The organism is Brevibacterium sp. Z349TD_9 (assembly GCF_056173565.1).
Genome location: NZ_CM149680.1, coordinates 3,814,882 through 3,833,287 on the forward strand (window position 1 = coordinate 3,814,882; position 18,406 = coordinate 3,833,287).

16 protein-coding genes and 1 tRNA gene are annotated in these 18,406 nt (G+C 70.0%); 9 read left to right on the top strand and 8 right to left on the bottom strand.

Translation table 11 applies throughout. The features are described 5' to 3' along the window. Window positions 1–8: 8 nt before the first annotated feature. The 3 genes from selB to AC0VYB_RS17565 form a co-directional block, all read right to left on the bottom strand. A complete protein-coding gene (selB, locus tag AC0VYB_RS17555; RefSeq protein WP_009376752.1) occupies window positions 9–1,856 on the bottom strand; it encodes a selenocysteine-specific translation elongation factor in 1,848 nt (615 codons plus the stop codon). Further along, complete coding sequence (gene selA / locus AC0VYB_RS17560; RefSeq protein ID WP_009376769.1) at window positions 1,856–3,316, bottom strand: L-seryl-tRNA(Sec) selenium transferase; 1,461 nt, start codon at window positions 3,314–3,316, stop codon at window positions 1,856–1,858. Before selA ends, selB begins: the two co-directional genes overlap by 1 nt. 75 nt (window positions 3,317–3,391) lie before the next feature. Continuing rightward, window positions 3,392–3,487 (bottom strand) — tRNA-Sec (locus AC0VYB_RS17565). Window positions 3,488–3,647: 160 nt separating this feature from the next. Between AC0VYB_RS17565 and AC0VYB_RS17570 the strand changes: the two genes are divergently transcribed. The 3 genes from AC0VYB_RS17570 to AC0VYB_RS17580 all read left to right on the top strand — a co-directional run bounded on the left by AC0VYB_RS17570 (window position 3,648) and on the right by AC0VYB_RS17580 (window position 6,445). Beyond that, window positions 3,648–4,586 (top strand): SMP-30/gluconolactonase/LRE family protein, encoded by a 939-nt coding sequence (locus AC0VYB_RS17570; protein ID WP_259820806.1) that lies wholly within the window; start codon window positions 3,648–3,650, stop codon window positions 4,584–4,586. 96 nt (window positions 4,587–4,682) lie between these two features. Continuing rightward, window positions 4,683–5,735: a glucose 1-dehydrogenase gene (locus AC0VYB_RS17575; protein ID WP_259820805.1), complete on the top strand. Its 1,053-nt coding sequence runs from the start codon at window positions 4,683–4,685 to the stop codon at window positions 5,733–5,735. Window positions 5,736–5,737: 2 nt separating this feature from the next. Further along, complete coding sequence (locus AC0VYB_RS17580; RefSeq protein WP_259864120.1) at window positions 5,738–6,445, top strand: YczE/YyaS/YitT family protein; 708 nt, start codon at window positions 5,738–5,740, stop codon at window positions 6,443–6,445. 87 nt (window positions 6,446–6,532) lie between these two features. On the opposite strand, the gene AC0VYB_RS17585 is transcribed toward AC0VYB_RS17580, so the two are convergent. From AC0VYB_RS17585 to AC0VYB_RS17595, 3 genes are read right to left on the bottom strand one after another with little or no spacing between them, the layout of a single operon-like run. After that, a complete protein-coding gene (locus tag AC0VYB_RS17585; protein WP_167560094.1) occupies window positions 6,533–7,318 on the bottom strand; it encodes a ferritin-like domain-containing protein in 786 nt (261 codons plus the stop codon). Continuing rightward, the gene (locus tag AC0VYB_RS17590; RefSeq protein WP_167560096.1) at window positions 7,308–8,312 is read right to left on the bottom strand and encodes a hypothetical protein; all 1,005 of its coding nucleotides are present in this window, start codon (window positions 8,310–8,312) and stop codon (window positions 7,308–7,310) included. Before AC0VYB_RS17590 ends, AC0VYB_RS17585 begins: the two co-directional genes overlap by 11 nt. Next, a complete protein-coding gene (locus AC0VYB_RS17595) occupies window positions 8,306–10,522 on the bottom strand; it encodes an HAD-IB family hydrolase (protein ID WP_009376780.1) in 2,217 nt (738 codons plus the stop codon). Before AC0VYB_RS17595 ends, AC0VYB_RS17590 begins: the two co-directional genes overlap by 7 nt. Before the next feature lie 130 nt (window positions 10,523–10,652). On the opposite strand from AC0VYB_RS17595, the gene AC0VYB_RS17600 reads away from it, so the two are divergent. From AC0VYB_RS17600 to AC0VYB_RS17610, 3 genes are all read left to right on the top strand, one after another. Continuing rightward, entirely contained in the window at window positions 10,653–11,450 is a 798-nt protein-coding gene (locus AC0VYB_RS17600; protein ID WP_040341360.1) for an SDR family NAD(P)-dependent oxidoreductase, read from the top strand. Between the two features lie 226 nt (window positions 11,451–11,676). After that, the gene (locus tag AC0VYB_RS17605) at window positions 11,677–12,546 is read left to right on the top strand and encodes a lysophospholipid acyltransferase family protein (protein ID WP_162909075.1); all 870 of its coding nucleotides are present in this window, start codon (window positions 11,677–11,679) and stop codon (window positions 12,544–12,546) included. Further along, window positions 12,543–14,309, top strand: coding sequence for an FAD-binding oxidoreductase (locus AC0VYB_RS17610; protein WP_475384893.1), 1,767 nt, complete (start codon window positions 12,543–12,545; stop codon window positions 14,307–14,309). The genes AC0VYB_RS17605 and AC0VYB_RS17610 overlap by 4 nt, the downstream gene beginning before the upstream one ends. A 13-nt stretch (window positions 14,310–14,322) precedes the next feature. Here AC0VYB_RS17610 and AC0VYB_RS17615 read toward each other — a convergent pair whose 3' ends face one another. Beyond that, window positions 14,323–15,111, bottom strand: a complete 789-nt coding sequence (locus AC0VYB_RS17615) for a helix-turn-helix domain-containing protein (protein ID WP_009376784.1) — start codon at window positions 15,109–15,111, stop codon at window positions 14,323–14,325. 121 nt (window positions 15,112–15,232) lie between these two features. Here AC0VYB_RS17615 and AC0VYB_RS17620 point away from each other — a divergent pair, with 121 nt between their 5' ends. The 3 genes from AC0VYB_RS17620 to AC0VYB_RS17630 all read left to right on the top strand — a co-directional run bounded on the left by AC0VYB_RS17620 (window position 15,233) and on the right by AC0VYB_RS17630 (window position 17,735). Beyond that, window positions 15,233–15,589 (top strand): nuclear transport factor 2 family protein, encoded by a 357-nt coding sequence (locus tag AC0VYB_RS17620; RefSeq protein ID WP_063250354.1) that lies wholly within the window; start codon window positions 15,233–15,235, stop codon window positions 15,587–15,589. A 95-nt stretch (window positions 15,590–15,684) separates the two neighbouring features. Next, window positions 15,685–16,683, top strand: coding sequence for a selenide, water dikinase SelD (gene selD, locus AC0VYB_RS17625; RefSeq protein ID WP_009376786.1), 999 nt, complete (start codon window positions 15,685–15,687; stop codon window positions 16,681–16,683). Between the two features lie 8 nt (window positions 16,684–16,691). Further along, complete coding sequence (locus AC0VYB_RS17630) at window positions 16,692–17,735, top strand: ankyrin repeat domain-containing protein (RefSeq protein ID WP_475384894.1); 1,044 nt, start codon at window positions 16,692–16,694, stop codon at window positions 17,733–17,735. Window positions 17,736–17,784: 49 nt separating this feature from the next. On the opposite strand, the gene AC0VYB_RS17635 is transcribed toward AC0VYB_RS17630, so the two are convergent. Then, window positions 17,785–18,387, bottom strand: a complete 603-nt coding sequence (locus tag AC0VYB_RS17635) for a TetR/AcrR family transcriptional regulator (RefSeq protein WP_475384895.1) — start codon at window positions 18,385–18,387, stop codon at window positions 17,785–17,787. Window positions 18,388–18,406: the final 19 nt, after the last annotated feature.

Sequence of the window (18,406 nt, forward strand, 5' to 3'; positions counted from 1 at the left end):
AGCACGTCCTACCGCACGACCTCGCGGTGCGAACCGTCGAGTCGCCTCGTCCACCCGCGGGAGTCGAGGTGCTCGAGCAGGGGGATGACGACGCGCCGCGTCGTCCCCAGCGCCCGCCTGGCCTGACTCGTCGTGAACGGCTGATCGAGTCCCGCGAGCAGTCGCATCGCCTGCGCCGGGGTCCGCGGGGAGACGACGACACCGTCGCCGAGGCGCAGCACCCTCCCCGCCTTCTCGGCGACCGCGAGCTCCCGCGCTCCCAGGCACAGCGCCCGCAGATCATCGGCCTCGGGGGCATCGAAGGGATTGGCCTTGAGGCGTTGTTCGACCTTGGCGACACCCGCCTCCGCAGGGCCGAGATCCGCGCGGTGACCGGGTGGGCGGACCACGCCGTCGGCCGCCTCGAGACCGGCTCGTCGGATCACCTCGGCGACGAGCGCGCCGATCCCGGTTCCGCTGCCTGGGGACGCGGCCGGCTGGGCCCCAGCACTCGGCAGCGGCGGATCGACCCGACGCAGGGCCTCGACGACGGCTTTGACCGGCACGCCCGGGGCCATCGGCTGTGCGGCGAGCTGCTTCGCCACCACTTCCTTGGCCGCCGTCACCCACGCCTGGAGCGTCGGAGCGTGCACGAGCCAGGCACCCAGCGCCTCGACGCCTGAGGGCAGCGCCTCGGGCACCGTCAGACCGAACCGCACGAGGACCACGCGTTCGACGGCTCCCCGCCGGGCCACCTCGGCGAGGACGTCCCCGGTCACCGGCCGCGATGCCAACGCAGCGGCCCGCCGCGCCCCGTCGCCGCGTCGTCCCAGCTCAGGCGGGTCGACGTCGAGGACGACGACGCCGGCGAAGACGTTGCGGCTGCCGGGGTTGCGCAGCACCATGCGGTCGCCGAGCTGCAGCGGCAGCGGGCGCTCGAGGGTGAGTCTGGCGTGCTCGGCGTCGAAGGGGCGCAGACGCACGGGCACGGCGGCGGTGCCGATGTGGAGCATGAGCTCGTGGACGCCGTCGTCGAGCGCCTCACCCATCGTCCGGCGCACGTCGAGCACCTCGACGATCGGCCACGCATCGGGCGTGATGAGGGCGTCACCTCGGTGGATGTCGTCGACGGGGACGTCGCGGACGTTGACGGCGACGCGCGCGGCGGGGGTGACGACCTCGGCGGAGGATTCCCTGCTCTGCATCCCGCGGATCCCGGTGACGAGGTCGACGGACTCGCCGACGACGCGCACCCGGTCGCCTGCGCGCAGGGTTCCCGCAGTGAGCGTGCCGGTGACGACGGTGCCCGCCCCGGTGATCGAGAACGCCCGGTCGATCCACAGCCGCACGCGCGCGTCCGCGTCCGGAGCGGGGGCGGCGGCGGTGACCTCGTCGAGGCGGGCGATGAGTTCGTCCATGCCCTGCCCCGTCGTCGCCGAGACCGTGACGATCGGCGCATCGGCGAGCGTCGTCCCCCGCAGCTCGGCCCTCACCTGGGCTTCCGTCTCCGTGACGGTGTCCGGCGCGAGGTCGGCGCGGGTGACGACGACGAGCCCCCGGTCGATCCCGAGGGCCGCGATCGCGTCCCGATGATCGCTCGACTGGGCCTGCCAGCCCTTGTCCGCGGCGATGACGAAGCAGACGATCGGCGCGGGCCCGACCCCGGCGAGCATGTTCGCGAGGAACCGCTCGTGCCCGGGGACGTCGACGAACGCGAGCTCCCGACCCGAGGGCAGCGTCGTCCACGCGAACCCGAGATCGATCGTCAGCCCGCGCCTGCGCTCTTCCTCCCACCGGTCCGGTTCCATCCCGGTCAGGGCTTTGACCAGGGTCGACTTCCCATGATCGACGTGCCCAGCCGTCGCGACGACGAACATCAGGTGCCCTCGCCGAGGCGGTCGTTCGTGACCGTCTGCGTCGCGGTTTCCGTGATGCCGGGTCCGCCCTGACCGCGGTCAGCCGCTGCGCCGGTCCCGCCGAGGCGGTCGGCGGCCGCCCGGATCGCATCGGCGAGCGCATCGTCGGAGGTTTCGGGCACGCACCGGAGGTCGACGAGGCACACACCCTGGTGGACGCGGGCGACGACGGCCGGGTCGCCGAGGCGCAGCGGTTCGGCGAACTCCTCGGGCAGTTCGAGCGCCCACCCGGGCAGCGGAACGCCGGGAGCACCCCCACCGCCGACGCGACCCTCGTGGACGACCACGGTTCCGCCGACCGCCTCGGCGAGGCGATCCGTGCGTCTGCGCAGGTCAACCGGGTCGAGGTGGAGGGCGTCATGAACCGGGTTCGAGGCTCCTGCGATCGTCGCCTCTATCGCCGCAAGCGTGAGCTTGTCGGTGCGCATCGCGCGGGCGAGCGGGTGCCTCGCGATCCGCTCGACGGCCCCGGTCCGGCCGAGGATGAGGCCGGCCTGCGGTCCGCCGAGGAGTTTGTCGCCGGAGACGATGACGACGTCAGCCCCGTCCCGGAGGGCCGTGTCGATGTCGGGTTCGTTCGGCAGAACCGGGTCGGGGGTGAGGAGCCCGCTGCCGAGGTCGGCGATGAGCGGCAGCCCGTGTTCGTCGGCGAGGCCGCGCAGCTCGGGCAGGCTCGCCTCGGCGGTGAAGCCGTCGACGCGGAAGTTGCTCGTGTGGACCTTGAGCAGGCTCGCGGTCGCCGGGCCGATGGCCGCGGCATAGTCGGCCAGGTGCGTCCGGTTCGTCGTGCCGACCTCGCGGAGGCGAGCGCCGGTGGTGACCATGAGGTCGGGCAGACGGAAGCCGGCCCCGATCTCGACGAGCTCCCCGCGGCTGACGACGATCTCATCCGGGACGGTGGTTCCCGGACCGGACCGGCCCGGCGAGGTCGAATCCGCAGCGTCCCCACTGCCCCGGAGCGCTGTCACGGCGAGGAGCAGGGCGGCGGCGCCGTTGTTGACGACGAGCGCGTCCTCGGCGGCGGGGCAGGCGCGCAGCAGCGCCGCCTTCGCCCCGACTCCGCGCTTGCTCCGCTTGCCGGATTCGAGGTCCATCTCGACGTCGACGTAGCCGGCGGCATCGCTGACGGCCTGCTGCGCCGCAGGTGAGAGCGGTGCGCGACCGAGGTTCGTGTGGACGATGATGCCGGTCGCGTTGAGCACGGGGGTGAGCGAGGAGGTCGAACGCGTGGTCACGGCCGCGATGACGGTGGGGGTCACCTCGGCGACGGGAAGCTTCCCTGACCGGGCGGAGTCCTGGGCATCGGCGATGAGGGCACGGATCGTCGCCTCGCCGAGGCGGTCGCGGGCGGCGGCGACCTCGGGCAGGGCGAGGAGATGATCGGTGCGCGGAATGCTCCGGCGGGGGTCGGCCTCGACCATGGCTGCCTCCTCCTCTGTGCCGACGCGCACACGCTCACGTCCCGTTCCGGCAGGCGTCCCTGCCGGCGATGTCTGTGGCGGAGGCGGACGGGAATCGAACCCGCCAGACCGAGATGCTCGGTCTCACCGGTTTTGAAGACCGGGGGGCCCACCAGGACGCCAGACGCCTCCGGAACGAACTCTACCGGGTACCGCGGACATGGCGATCCACCGCGGTCGGACCCCATCCCGCAAGGGGCGTTGACTGAGGTGAGCGGCGGCAATAGCGTGGACCCCACGGCCGACGTCCCCGACCGACCCCGTCCAGCGTCCCTCCCACAAGGCAGGAAGCATGCGAGCAGAGCTCTTCGTCCCTCCCGTCGCCTTCCACGCCGAAGGTCCCGTCTGGTGGCCCGACGACGGTTCACCGGTCGCGAACACGCTGCGCTACGTCGACATGCTCGCCGGACGGATCCTCACCGTGCGACCCGAAGCGCTGACCGCCGACGTCAGCGGCACTTCCGCCGGGTCAGTTCTCACACCGGTGGCCCCCGACATGGTCGACGCGCTCGACGTTCCCGGCCCGGTCGCCGGATGCCTGCGCCCCCGCGTCGCCGGCGGCGTCGCCGTCCTCACCGAGCACGGACTCAGCGTCTCCGACGATCCCGCCGGCGGGGCATGGACGGAGATCGCCGAGGTGGTCACCGACCCCGACGTCCGCTTCAACGACGGCGGGTGCGACCCGGCCGGTCGATTCCTCGCCGGCACGATGCGCTACGACCAGGGCGAGGGCGGCGGCGCCCTCTATCGGATTACCGGCGACGGCTCGGTGAGCACGGTCTTCGACGACGTCACCATCTCCAACGGCATCGCGTGGACCTCGGATGAGCGCCGCGCCTTCTACAACGACACCCCCACCCGCAGTACCTGGGTCCTCGACTGGGACGAGTCGGCGGGACTGAGGAACCCCCGTCGCGTGTTCACCCTCGACGACGATGACCCGGCCGGCGGACCGGACGGACTCTGCGTCGACGCCGAGGACAATGTGTGGACGGCGATCTACGGCGGATCGCGGGTCGAGTGCCGCAGCTCAGGCGGCGAACTCCTCGAGATCGTCGACCTTCCCGTCACCAATGTCACCGCCTGCACCTTCGGCGGACCGGATCTGCGCACCCTCTTCATCACGACGACCCAGGAGAACGCCGAGCCGGGCACCCAACCGGGCGCAGGAGGCGTCTTCGCCGTCGCCCCCGGCGCCACCGGGGTCCCCGCAGCACCGTTCGACGGGTGAGCGACGCCGCCTGACGAGCCGCCCGACCAGGCGACACCCACTCACGACCCACGCGACACCCACCCACGACCCCGAACCCGACCACGAAGGACCCCGATGAGAGCACTCACCGTCACCCCCGGCACCGCTGACTCGCTCGCCGTCACCGACATGCCCACGCCCGAGCCCGCCGCCGACGAACTCCTCGTCACCGGCCTGGCGATCGGGGTGTGCGGCACTGACCGCGAGCTCAACGGCGGGCAGTACGGGTGGGCGCCTCCGGGTGAGGAACTGCTCATCATCGGCCACGAGTCCCTCGGCCGCGTCGAAGCCGCCCCGGAGGGATCGGCCTTCGCCCCGGGCGACCTCATCGCCGGGGTCGTCCGGCGCCCCGACCCCGTGCCGTGCCCGGCGTGCGCGCACGGCGAGTTCGACATGTGCCGCAACGGTGAGTACACCGAACGCGGGATCAAGGAGCTGCCGGGATTCGGGTCCGAGCAGTGGGTCGTCAAGCAGGACTTCGCCGTCAAGCTCGACCCGAGCCTCGGGCGCACCGGCGTGCTCATGGAGCCGACCTCGGTCGTCGCGAAGGCCTGGGATCAGGTCTTCCGCGTCGGCGAGCGCGCGTTCTTCGACCCGGCGTCCGTCGTCATCGTCGGCGGCGGGACGATCGGGCTGCTCGCGGCCCTCCTCGGCCGGCAGCGCGGGCTCGACGTCCATCTCTACAACGCCACCCAGCGGGACAACAAGGAGGAGCTCGTCGACCGCCTCGGCGGGCAGTTCCACTCCGGTGATCTCCCCGGCGTCCTCGCCGAGGTGAAGCCCGACATCGTCCTCGACACGACCGGGGACTCGGCGACCCTCGCCGACATCCTCGAGGCCGTCACCCCCTACCAGGTCGTCTGCCTCCTCGGCATGCACGATCCGCAGGAGCCCACCGGACTCGACCTCGCGAGCATCGGCAAGACGATCGTCCTCGACAACGTCGCAATCGTCGGATCCGTCAACGCCAACGTCGACCACTGGAAGCAGGCAGCCGCGGCGCTGGCCGCCGCCGACGAGGAATGGCTGACCTCCCTGCTCTCCCGCACGGTCCCCCTCTCCCAGGCGCTCGAGGCCTTCGAACATCACCCCGGCGACATCAAGGTCGTCATCGACCTCCAGGCCTGACGATGGCGACCGCGGCGAAGGAGAGAGCTCCCGGATCCCTGGCGCTGCGGTCGCTCTACGCGCTCGCCGGAGTCGTCCTCATCGGCCTCGGCGCGGCGATCCTCCAGACCGGAGGGGTCGGCGTCGACCCGTACACGGCGCTCAACATCGGCATCAGTGAGCGGTTCGGGTGGAGCCTCGGGGCATATCAGCTGTTGAGCAACGCGATCCTCTTCATTCCCGTGCTCATCTTCGCCCGCCGCTACATCGGCGTCGGCACGGTCATCAACATGACCCTGACCGGGTTCTTCATCGACCTCTTCGCCGGTCTCCTCGCTCCGCTCACCGTCGCACCGGGCGATCACGGGGGTGCGACGCTGTTCTTCGCGATCGGCATCGTCGTCTTCGCGTTCGGTGCCAGCGGATACATCTCCGCCGGGGTCGGGACCGCGCCCTACGATGCGATCGCCCCGATCATCGTCGACCGCACCGGGTGGAAGTACCAGCGTGTGCGCGTCCCGCAGGACCTCATCGTCCTCGTCGGCGCAATCCTCGTCTCCGGTCCCGTCGGGGTCGGCACGATCATGACCGCGTTCTTCTGCGGCCCGCTCATCGCCTTCTTCTCCTCCCGCGTCAACGAACCCCTCGTCGCGCGGCTGACGAAGGGTCGGGCGCTCAGCGACTGCCATCCCGAGGCCGGCAACCCGGCCGATCCGACGAAGCTCATCTGATCCCTCGACCGTTCACATTCCCTCGCCGAGGTGGTGAGGATTTCGCATGCGCCGCCGAGGCGGTGCCGGAGTCCGGTGCCGCGCCTCTCAGTCGATGCCGAGGCGGGCGAAGGCGTTGCGGAAGATCGTCAGGTCCCCGAGACCGGGCAGCTTCTGCACGCGTTTGTCGAGCTTGTCGAGTTCAGCGGTCTGGTTCCGGAAGAGGTGGGTCATCACGTGCTTGACCTCGGCGTCGTCCATCATCCCCGAGCCCACCGGCTTCCACAGCCTCCCGAGCGCCAGTCGCACGATCCTCTGCGCGCGCGGGTTGTCCTCGAGCCGTTCCTTCGCCTGCGTCGAATAGAACGCGACGTGGCGGGTCTCCTGCTTGGCGATGCGCTCGAGCAGCGGCGAGAGCACCGGGTGGTCCTGCATCGCCGCCATCCGACGGTAGCCTGCGGTGGCCGAGAGCTCGTTGGCTGCGCCCCATGCCATGTGGACGGCGATGAAGTCGGAGCCGACCATGTTCGACAGCAGCGACTGCTTCGCCGGACCCAGGGCGAGCTTCCAGCCCAGTCCCGCCCGCTTCGCCTTGATCTCGTCGTAGTCGACGTGGATGCCGTGCTTCTTCAGCACCGCGGCGAGCGCCTCGCCGTGCCAGAACTCCTCCCGGTTCCACATCGTCATGAACGCCGCCGGCGCGTCCTCCCGGTGCGAGGGGGTGACGAGGAGCTCCCGGACGAAGCACGTCGTGTGGTACTCGACGTCGCACATGTAGCGGACCGTGCGCAGGGTGTCCGCATCCAACGGCATCTCGTCGAAGACGTCGAAGTCGAGGTCCGACCATCTCACCGCCTCGGACGTCTCGGCATAGGTGTCGAAGTCAAAGGCCATTCTCACTCCTGTCTCGAACCGGTCGCCTGCGGGTGGGCCGCAGGCGATTGCCCGCGGTGCCTGGCCGTCCGTCCCTGGTCACCCTCGGTCGGCCTGGACTACCCGGCCGTCGGCGCGCGGTGCGCAGCGCCGCCCGGACCTCGTCCGCCGACGGCCGAGGGTTCCCGGTCAGCAGCTGTCCGATCACCGCATCGGAGGCGGTGAGCGCCCGCCGGTCGAAGCCCTCGGCGAAGAGGCTCGCGAGTGCCGCCGCCTCGTCGGGCTCGGGCACACCGACGACGCGCAGCGGCGCCCAGGGCCAGCCGAGGTGGATCCGGGCGAGGACGGCTTCGCGCCGTGACCGGGTGATGCGGGCGATCGCCTCGGTGCGGAAGAACCGCACGATCTCCTCGCGACGCTCGACCACCTCGGCGAGGACACGGCGGGCCTCCCCGTTCAGCCGCGGAAGCAGGGCGGCCTCCGCGACCTGGAGGGCGCCCTCCTGGACGGCGAGCCGGGCCATGTGGCCGGCGGTGACGGGCTCCCTGACGACGCCCCCGACGATGGGAGCGACGATCGGCAGCGCACGCTCGACCCAGACCTCGCGCAGCCTGGTCGACGGCGAGCGCGAAGGGGTTGGGACGGAAGCTGTCCGACCGGCATCGAGGACGTCCCGCAGCGCTTTGGCCAGCCAGTATCGCTCATATCCCCACGCGGTGACGAAGGCGGTGATCCGGGCTTCGTTCGCCGTCCATGAGGCCAGCAGCGCCCGGGTCTCGGCGAGCGCAGAGTTCTCCAAGCGCCAGAGGAATCCCAGGTCACGGGCCGCCTCGGCGGGCAGATCGATGCGCTCGCGGTCGACGGGGATGCGACCCCGCGCCTGCTCGAGGTAGCCGGGGACGTCGAAGTCGGTGACGAGGACCGTCGGATGGTCCGCGTCGGAGAACAGGCGTCCGTCGACGTGACCCGGCGGATGCTCGACGTCGACCGCACTCCGGCTTCCCTGCATCACCATTCGAGCACCTTCCATCGCTTCTTCAGGGCATGTCCGTAGAGGCCGAGGTCGGGGGTGACGGCGATCGGCTCGCCGACGAGCTCGAGCCACGCGGCATCGGCGAAGGAATCGCCGTAGCCGGTCGATTTCGCGAGGTCGGCGCCGACGCCGCTCGCGTACTTCCGCAGCCAGTTCGCGCGGGCTTCGTCGACGAGCGGCGGAGTCGCGAGGTACCCGGAGAGCACGCCGTCCGAGGTGACGTCCATGCGGGTGGCGACGACCTCGTCGAAGAGGTCGGCGAGCGGTTCGACGAGGACTTCGAGGGCACCGGTGACGAGCACGGTGCGGTGTCCGGCCGCGCGGTGCTCGTCGATGAGGGTGCGGGCCTGCGGGCGGATCGAGTCGCGGATCCGCTCCCCGAGGCTGCCCGCGATGACCGCGCGCAGCTCGTCGATGTGGAACCCCCGGTACCGGCGGTTGACCATGCGGATGAGCTCGGAGCGGTCACGGGATTCGGCGCGCAGGAGCCCGGGGACGATCCCGGCGATGCCGGCGAGCGCTCCCGGCCAGCGGTGGGGAGGCTGGGTGGCGCGGACGACAGCCGCGTACTGCCGGACGATGTTCGTCGAGATCACCGTGCCGTCGAGGTCGAACACGGCGAGCGCATCGCCGGCAGGCAGCAGCCCCGCCGAGGTGGTGCGGTCCTGCCTCGTGCGCGCCCGGGTGCGGGCGTAGGTGCGGGTGAGTTCGGTGATGGCGGGCAGGTGGATGTCCTTGAAGTACCGGTCCCACTCGATGTCGGTGACGTCGAACCCCCGCTCGGGCGCAGTGTCCGCGGGCAGTCGTTCGTGGAGTCGGCGGGTGGCAGCGTCGTCGAAGACCATCTCGGTCTTCGTGTACTGCCGGTAGAGGTCGGCGAACTGGCGCAGAGACCGCAGCCCCGCATCGACGCGGCTCAGATGCGAGACCCACCCGCGGGTGCGCCGGGACGACGGCAGCCGGTCGACGACGGCCCGCCCGAGACGTGAGCTCAGTTCCTTGAGGCGGATGCGCTGTTCGATGAGCTCGGAACTCGGGAAGCTCCATTCGGGAACCGGGGTCGGTTCGCCCTCGGGGTCGGGGATCGGGCGGTCGAGGAAGTACTCGCGCACCGTGCTCACCATCTGGTGGAACGGCAGGGGATTCGACGTGCCGGACACGACATGGAAGTACCGGGCCCCCGCCTCGGCGGCGGTGGATTCGTCCTCTGCGGCGAGCGCGAGGATGACGTTGACGACGAAGTCGACGGGGATGATGTCGAGGACGGAGTCCGCGTGGCCGGGGAACTCGGTCAGCCCGCCGTTCGCATAGGCCATGATGAGCGGGTCGGCGACTTTGAAGCCGTCGATCCAGCCGGGGTGGGGCAGGCGGAGCGCGGATTCGATGATCGAGGGCCGGACGAAGGAGACCCGGTGGCCCTGGTCGGCCCATTCGGCTTCGGCGACGCGTTCGGCCATCGCCTTCGTCAACGTGTAGACGTCGGTCCAGCCGAGGGATTCGGCGCGGGTGCGGCCGAACTCGACGAGGCGGTCGGCGACGAAGGCCTCCCGCGCCGCCTCGGCGGACGCGGCGACGGCCTTGGGTCCCATCCGGGAACTCTGGGCGCGGGCACTGCGGAGGAAGCGGCGCAGCTGTTCGGGAGCACGGGATTCGGCTTCGACCCGGTCGCGGGCGAGTTCAGCGGCCGCGGACTCGGCGCGGTGGTCGACGTTGTGGCTGAGCCGACGCTCCTGGGCGAGGCCCTTGGAGATGCCGCCGACGTACGCCGTCGAGACGTGGATGACGTGCGGGTCCTGCCCGGTCTCGCGCAGGGCCCGGTAGAGATGCTCTACTCCAGTGACGTTGGTGCGGAACGCCTCGTCGATGGGGGCGTCGAAGGACACCGACGACGCGGAGTGGATGACGACGTCGAAGGCGTGCGGCAGCGGCGGCAGGTCGGTGAGGTCACCCTCGAGGACCTCGACACGCGCCGTGAGAGCATCCCGCACGGCGGCCTCACCGGCCCGTCCGATCCAGGAGCCGAAGACCGGTTTCGCGAGCAGCCGTTCGAGGCGCTGCCTGCCCGACCGGGTGCCCCGGGGACGCACGAGGGCGGTGATGGTGACGTCCGGCCTGCTCTCGAGCAGGGCCTGGAGCACCGCCTGACCGAGGAATCCCGTCACGCCGGTCAGGAGAATGCGGCTGGATGTCATGTGCTGCCTATCGGGTCGCGCGGAAACGGTCTCGGATGCTCATTCGGAGCCGGCGGGGAATCGGATGGGTGGTGCGGTCACCCTCAAGGTCATCGCGGAGTATGACGCAGGTCACTGTATCGTAACAAGCATGCATGTCGCTCTGATCACGGGAGGCACCGCGGGCATCGGTGCCGCGTTCGCCCGGGCCTTCGCCTCTCGCGGCGTCGGACTCGTCCTCGTCGCCCGCGATGAGGGCAGGCTCGAGACCTTCGCGGCCGACCTGCGCTCGACCTTCGGGATCGAGGTCGAGACGCTCATTGCCGACCTCGCCGACCGTGACGACCAGACGCGGGTCGCCGTCCGCATCGAGGACCCCGGAGAGCACCGACCCATCGACATCGTCGTCAACAACGCCGGGTTCTCCGTGCGGGCGAGCCTGCTCGCCACGGACCTCGAGGAGCATGACCGCGGCTTCGAGGTGATGCAGCGGGCGGTGCTCGTCATCGGCGGTGCCGCGGCCCGGGCGATGACCAAGCGCGGACGCGGGTGGATCATCACCGTGTGCTCGGTGAGCTCGGGCCTGACCCAGAACAACTACACCGCGATCAAGGCCTGGGCGCTCAACTACTCGGAGTCGCTCGCGGTCGAGACCGCCGGCACCGGGGTGACCGTGACGGCGCTCGTGCCCGGCTGGGTGCGCACCGAGTTCCATGCCCGCGCCGGCATCGCCGGGACCTCGATCCCCGATGTCCTCTGGCTCGACCCCGACGACCTCGTCGAGGAGTGCCTGCGCGACGTCGCCAGGGGTCGGACCGTGAGCGTACCGCAGCTGCGCTGGAAGGCCATCGTCGCAGGCCTCCGGATCGCCCCCCGGTCGGCGATCCACCGACTCTCGAGTGCTCTCACCTCCCGCCGGAACGAGGAGAGAGACCGCCGTGGCGCCTGATCGCGAGCCCCACGACCGTGCGTACGTGGGGCTTCGCTCGCACGACGTGCGCCATCCGCGCGAGCGGCTTCGTCCGCGCGTGGGGCACCGTACGAGGGACGGGGAGAATTTCCTCGCCGAGGCGGCATCCGGTTCTGGGGTCGGCTCCGAACCCCGGGCGATGAGAGCAGAGAGAACCACATCGGATGCGCCCGAGGGGCCATCGACCGTGCCCGAGACGGCCCCGATGACTGTGCCCCAGACGCCGGAGGCCGCGCCCCCGCCCCGACCAGCCCCGCCCACGGCGATGTACCGCTCCCGGGCGCGCGCGGCGCTGCGCTTCGTCCTCCAGCGCGTCCTCTTTCGCGGTCTCGTCCGCTCGACGATCACCCCCTCGGCACGGATCGATCCCGAGGTGCGCGGCCTGCGCGGTGGGTTCCTCGTCGTCGCCAACCACACCTCGCACCTCGACGCGCCGCTCATCGCGCAGAGCCTGCCGCGAGGACAGGCGCGTCTGCTCGCCGCCGGGGTCGCCTATGACTACTTCTTCACAGCGTGGCACAAGCGGATGTTCGTCCGACTCCTCTTCAACGCCTTCCCCGTCTACCGGGAGGGCTCCCACGGCAGCTCCGAGACGCCCCGCGCCCTGCTGCGCTCAGGTGTGCCCGTGCTCCTCTTCCCCGAGGGCGGGCGTCAGCAGAACGGGTTCGTCGCCGACTTCAAGGTGGGGGCGATCAAACTCGCCGTCGACACCGGCGCGCCCATCGTCCCGACGGCCGTCGTCGGCGGTTCGGAGGCGATGCCGAAGGGCACGAGCTGGCCGGTGCCCGGCCGCCGGCCGGTGCGCGTCATCGTCGGCGCCCCCGTCCTCGCCCAGCCCGGGGAGTCGCTGCCGGCGCTGACGGCGCGGGTCCAGTGCCGGGTCGAGGAGCTCTTCGACGCCGGGGCCGACGAACTCGGCCTCGCCCGACTCACCCACCGACGTGTCCCTGGCGACGAATCCGGGCGCACCGACCGTGCCCCGCAGCCCGACAAGCAGGGCGCGGCAGAAGAGCAGGCCACAGCCGACAGACCGGGCACCACAGATCACACCACCGACGAAGGGACGAGGACGTGAGCGCACCGCTGAGCGTCGACGAGGTCAGGCGACACCGCTGGTGGGGCTGGGGCGCCGACGGCGTCGAGTTCCGCTGGGAGACGAAGCCCGCCTTCGCTGCGATCGCGAAGGAGAAGGTCGGCCTCGACCTGTGGAACGCCCCGCGCCCGCGTATCCCCGACCTCGGCGGGTTCGACGTTCCCGCCTCACGGGTGAGCGAGGATGGCCTCGCCGTCCTCGCCGAGGCGGTGGGGACCGAGAACGTCAGCGTCGACGACGAGCTGCGGGTCATCCACTCCTTCGGGCGCTCCCTGCCCGACCTCTACCGTGTCCGGAACGGGACGATGCCCCGTCTCACCGATGTCGTCGTCCATCCCGGCAGCGAGGAGGAGATCGCCGAGGTGCTCACCGCGGTCCTCGACCACGATCTCGTCCTCATCCCCTACGGGGGCGGCTCGTGCATCTCCGGTTCGGTCACCCCCGACCCCGACGAGGAGCGCCCCATCGTGTCGCTCAACCTCGGTCGGATGCGGCGCGTCCTCGAGGTCGACGAGTACTCGGGCCTCGCGCGGGTCGAAGCCGGCGCGTACGGACCCGACCTCGAGGAGCAGCTGGGCGTCCGCGGGTGGACCATGGGGCACTTCCCCGATTCGTTCAGCTATTCGACGCTCGGCGGGTGGGCGGCGACCCGGTCGTCCGGGATGCAGTCGGACAGGTACGGCGACATCGAGGACATCGTGCGCGGGATGCGCGTCGTCCACCCGCGCGGAGTCGTCGTGAGCAAGCCGATCCCCGGCCGGGACTCCGGCCCCTCGGTCCACGAGATGATCCTCGGCAGTGAGGGCCGCCTCGGCGTCATCAGCGAATGCACGGTCCGGATCCACCGGAAGCCGGAGGTGAGGGAGGTCGTCGCCTACCTCTACCCGGATTGGGCGTCCGGGGTCGAGGCGATGCACGACATCGCGCGCTCGGAGGCCAACCCGACGTTCACCCGGCTCTCCGACGGACCCGAGACGCGGTTCAGCCTCGCCATGGTCTCGGAGCCGACGACGGTGAAGGCGAAGCTCACCGCCCGCGGTCAGGACGCACTCTTCGCCTATCTGCGCTCGCGCGGCTGGGACACGACGGAGGGGATGTGCCTGTCCTACGTCTGCTTCGAGGGCTCGAAGGAGCACGTCGGACGCGAGAAGGCCGCGGTCAAGAAGATCGTCGCAGGTCGCGGCGGAATCAGCCTCGGCACCGGGCCGGGCGCGATCTACGACCAGAAGAAGTTCGACACGCCCTACCTGCGCGACTTCCTCCTCAACTACCGGGTCTTCGGCGACGTCTGCGAGACGGGGGTGAGCTGGGCGAACCTCAAGGACATGCATGCGCGCGTGCATGAGCGCTTCGCCCAGGTCCGTGCCGAGATGGGCGGCCCCGGCTTCATGTTCTGCCACATGTCCCACAGCTATCACGGAGGCGCGTGCCTCTACTTCACGTTCGCGATCCCCTACACCGAGGAGGCCACCGCGCTCGCGGAGTACCGAATGGTCAAGGAGGCCGTGCAGCAGGAGTTCATCGACTCCGGGGGAGGGCTCTCCCACCACCATGGGGTCGGCACCGAGCATCGTCCGTGGCTCGTCGACGACATCACCGAGGCGGGCGCGTTCATGGTCGATTCGCTCTTCCGCGCCACCGATCCCGGACGCAACCTCAACCCCGGGAAGATCGTCGCCGAGGCGGTGCCCAAGGGCCGTACCGACCCCGGGTCCCAGCACAGCCGTGCCGCTGCCGTCGACTGACCCAGTTGACAGCCTATTGCCCCTGGGTGGACGTGAAGTGCCGACGCGTGAAGGCATCGGCAGGCAGGAACGTCTCCAACTGCAGACCCTCAAGGGCGGTGTCGGCTGCAGTCGTGAGCCGGGCGCTGGTGCTGAACAGCTTCAACACCCCTGTCTCCGTTCGCAGTGACATCGTCACCACGGGACCCGCCGGGACCTCCGTGCGGGGTGTTTCCCCGATCAGTTCGCAGATCTCGTCGGCGAGATCCCTCAATCGCACGTCGCACGTGCGCTGTCCCCGCCGCAGCACCTGGTGATAGAGATGAGCAGCCCACTCGGACAGATTCTCCAGGTGCGGGGCCAGGCCGCGAGGGTGAAGGCTGAGACGGACAACATTGACAGGTGGTTCAAGCAGCTCGGGAGCACAGTCGGTCAGCAGGTGAGCGACCGCGTCATTGGCGTCGATGATCGTCCACTGCTCGTCGAGGAGCAGAGCCGGGTACGGTGCGTGCGCATCGAGGAGACCTCGCAGGCCGGTCATCACCACGGACAGAGAGGTGTCGTCAAGGTCCGCCTCTGAGTACTTCGGCGCATAGCCGCCCGCCAGAAACAGCCGATTGCGCTCTCTCAACGGCACATCGAGGTTCTCTGCGAGGAAGTCGATCATCTCCGGAGTGGGTCGGGCACGCCCGGTCTCTACCCGACTCAAGTGGCGGGTCGAGACGCTGGAGAGATTCGACAGCTCCTGCTGACTGAAGCGACGCTGTTCCCGCCACCACCGCAGCATGTCCCCCACCGACTGCGCTTTCGCCACCGTGTTCATGTCGTCAGTGTAGGCATGCGCCGGACTCGTCCTCCATGACCTGTGAAGTCATGGCCAACGCCCTGCAGCGGCGAAAACATGGGTGATGATCCTGCACACCCAACAATCAAGGAGAGCCATCATGCAGCAGATCATCGACGCCTGCATCGCGACCTGGAATTCCGCCCGGGACGACCGGCAGGCACTGCTCGAACGTCACTTCTCTGCTGACCTCAGCTACTGTGATCCCCTGTCCGAGGTGGGAGGGCGCGGAGGAATCGACGCCCTCATCGACAGCACACAGTCCCAGTTCCCGGACTTCGTCTTCACAGCGCTCGGAGATCCGGACGGCCACCACGACCAGGTTCGCTTCCGCTGGGGCCTGGGACCCGAAGGCGCAGAACCCGTGATCATCGGCTTCGACGTCATCATCGTCGATGACCATGGCCGGATCGAGGATGTGCGTGGATTCCTCGACAGGGTGCCAGCTTCGGCCTGAACACCAGAGGACCTCGGCAGGTGCACACGCGGCACCGGTCGGGGTCCTCTCGGACACCCAGACCACCGCAGTCTTCCCCTGCTAGGCTCGCGCACATGGACACCTCGATCGATGTCTCGGAGTACCGCCTCACCGGTTTCGCCCACGGCGGCGGCTGTGCGTGCAAGATCCCCCCGGGCGAGCTCGAGGACGCCGTCCGCGGCCTCACCGGGCAGACGAACCCGCAGGTCATCGTCGGTCTCGACGACGGCGATGACGCTTCAGCGGTGCGGATCCGCGACGACCTCGCAGTGCTGAGCACAGCCGACTTCTTCACCCCCGTCGTCGACGATGCCTACGACTGGGGGCGGATCGCGGCGGCGAACGCGCTCTCGGACATCTACGCGATGGGCGGGACCCCGGTCACGGCGATCAACCTCGTCGGGTGGCCGCGCGAGGTCCTGCCGTTCGAGCTGCTCACCGAGGTGCTCCGCGGAGGCCTCGACGTCGCCGCCGAGGCGAACTGCCCCGTCGCCGGCGGTCATTCGATCGACGACCCCGAGCCGAAGTACGGCATGGCCGTCACCGGGGTCGCCCATCCCGAGGCGATCATGCGCAACGACGCCGCCGAGGCGGGACTGCCGATCACCCTGACGAAGCCGATCGGCGTCGGGATACTCAACAATCGACACAAGCAGACCGGAGAGGTCTTCCCCGAGGCGATCGCGACGATGACGGAACTCAACGCATCCGCGTCCCGGGAGGCTGTGGCCGCAGGCGTCCGCGCGGCCACCGACGTCACCGGCTTCGGCCTCCTCGGCCACCTCTTCAAGATGGGGCGGGCCTCGGGGGTCGGTGCGGTCATCGACACGACGAAGGTCCCCCGCCTCGGCGGGGTCGATGAGTCGATCGCGGCAGGATTCGTCTCCGGCGGCACCCGCCGCAACCTCGACTGGGTGCGTCCGCACCTGACGACCGGCGACACCGTCACCGAGGACGACCTGCTCCTCCTCGCCGATGCGCAGACGTCCGGCGGCCTCCTCGTCGTCGGCGAGCTGCCCGGCTACCCCGTCATCGGCGAGACCGTCGCCGGGTCGGGCATCACCGTCCGCTGAGGAGAACGATGGCGACGACCCTGCCCAAGGACTTCCGAGAATACGGCGATGCGTACTCCCTGACCGAGGTGGAGGAGATCTTCGAGTCTCGGCCGCTCGATGCCCGCGGCGGATACCGCAAGCAGACGGCTCTCGCCTACAGCACCGTCACCGCCGAGGGCGTCACCTGGCTGCTCGACCACGGTGCCGACATCGAGGCCGAAGACCAGTTCAGCGCGTCGCCGCTGGTCACGCGAGCCGCGGCGGGCGATCTCGAGGTCGTCGACCTGCTCATTAAGCGCGGGGCGGACCCGATCAGAGCCGGAAGCAGGCACACGCCGCTGTGTGCTGCGGCGGCCAACCACCGCGTCGACGTCGTCGCCCTGCTCCTCGAGCGGGGGGCAACCCTGACCGAGACGGATCCGCTCGGGTGGACGGCACTCGATCTCGCCGCCATCCGCTGCGAACCGTCGAAGGTCGAACGAGGACTGCCCGTCGTCCGGCTCCTCGCCTCCCGGGGCGGAACTTTGAGCGAGGACGCTCGCCCGTATCTGTGCAAGGCGATGACGACGCTGTACCGGTACCAGGCCGCCGGCAATGCTCGCATCGCGACGGTCGACGCTATGACAGATCTCCTTGAGATGTTCGATATCGACCTGCCTGCACGCCCTCGCGTGCTCGCCGACGGCGAGGCGATCACCGTCACTACCTCAGGATGGACGAAGCAGTTCTCAGAACTGTGGAGGATCCTTGTGCCGGGCTCCGGCCCCGCCGCGAGTGTGCAGGGTGAGGTCATCCGCATCGCCGGTCGGATCGGTCATGAGGTCCTCGACAACGGCGGGGCGAACTGGGATCGCGACTTCGCGGCGATGGCGACGGCATTCTCCCGGCATGTGCGGAGCGGGGTGCCGCTTTCGGACGATGGTCTGCGCGCCGTCGATGCCGCACTCGACCAGGTCCGGGGCGGCGGGATCTCGGAGCAGGCTGTCGACACGCTCACCGAGCAGAGCGTGACCTGGGTGCTCACCAACCCCGAGCGCCGTCCCCTGGACACGCCCGACTACCTCCGCTGAACGCGTTCACCCACTCGTCGGGCTCTCGAAAGCCGGCCCGCGCGCTCCCTCACCCCACCCGCGCTTCGATGCCGGCGATGATGATGTCGAGGCCGCGCCGATAGAGCAGTTCGTTGCGCGCAGTCCCCGTCGGATGCGCGGCGATGAGATCCGTCAGGGGTGAGTCCTCGTCGTCGGGGGCGAAGATCTGCGTCGGTGAGAGCGCATCGATCGCGACCCCGAACGCGAAGGCGTCGAGAACCTCGACGGTCGAGAGGACCTCGCCCTCGGGCAGCCCCGCCCGCTTGAGAGCAGAGACGAGGGATTCGTAGAGGCGCAGGGTCTGCGGTTCTTCGATGGTCACGCCGAGGAGGTGGATCATCACCCGCGGATGGTCGGCGTAGAGGCGCCACAGCGAGCCGACCCCCGCGCGCACCGCGTCCTGCCACGTATCCCCGTCCGGCGTCGGCAGCACGTACTGCCCGCTGAGTACCTCGCGCATCGCATGGACGATCCCCTCCCGCCCGTCGACGTGGTGGTAGAGCGAAGAGAGGCTGACCCCGAGCCGCTTCGCGAGCGGCTGGATCTTGAGCTCCTGCCCGGAGTCGAGCATCTCGATCGCGGCGAGCGCGATCTTCTCTCGGCTCAGCAGCGGTGAGGTCGGACGTGCCATCGAGTGCTCTTTCCCGGGT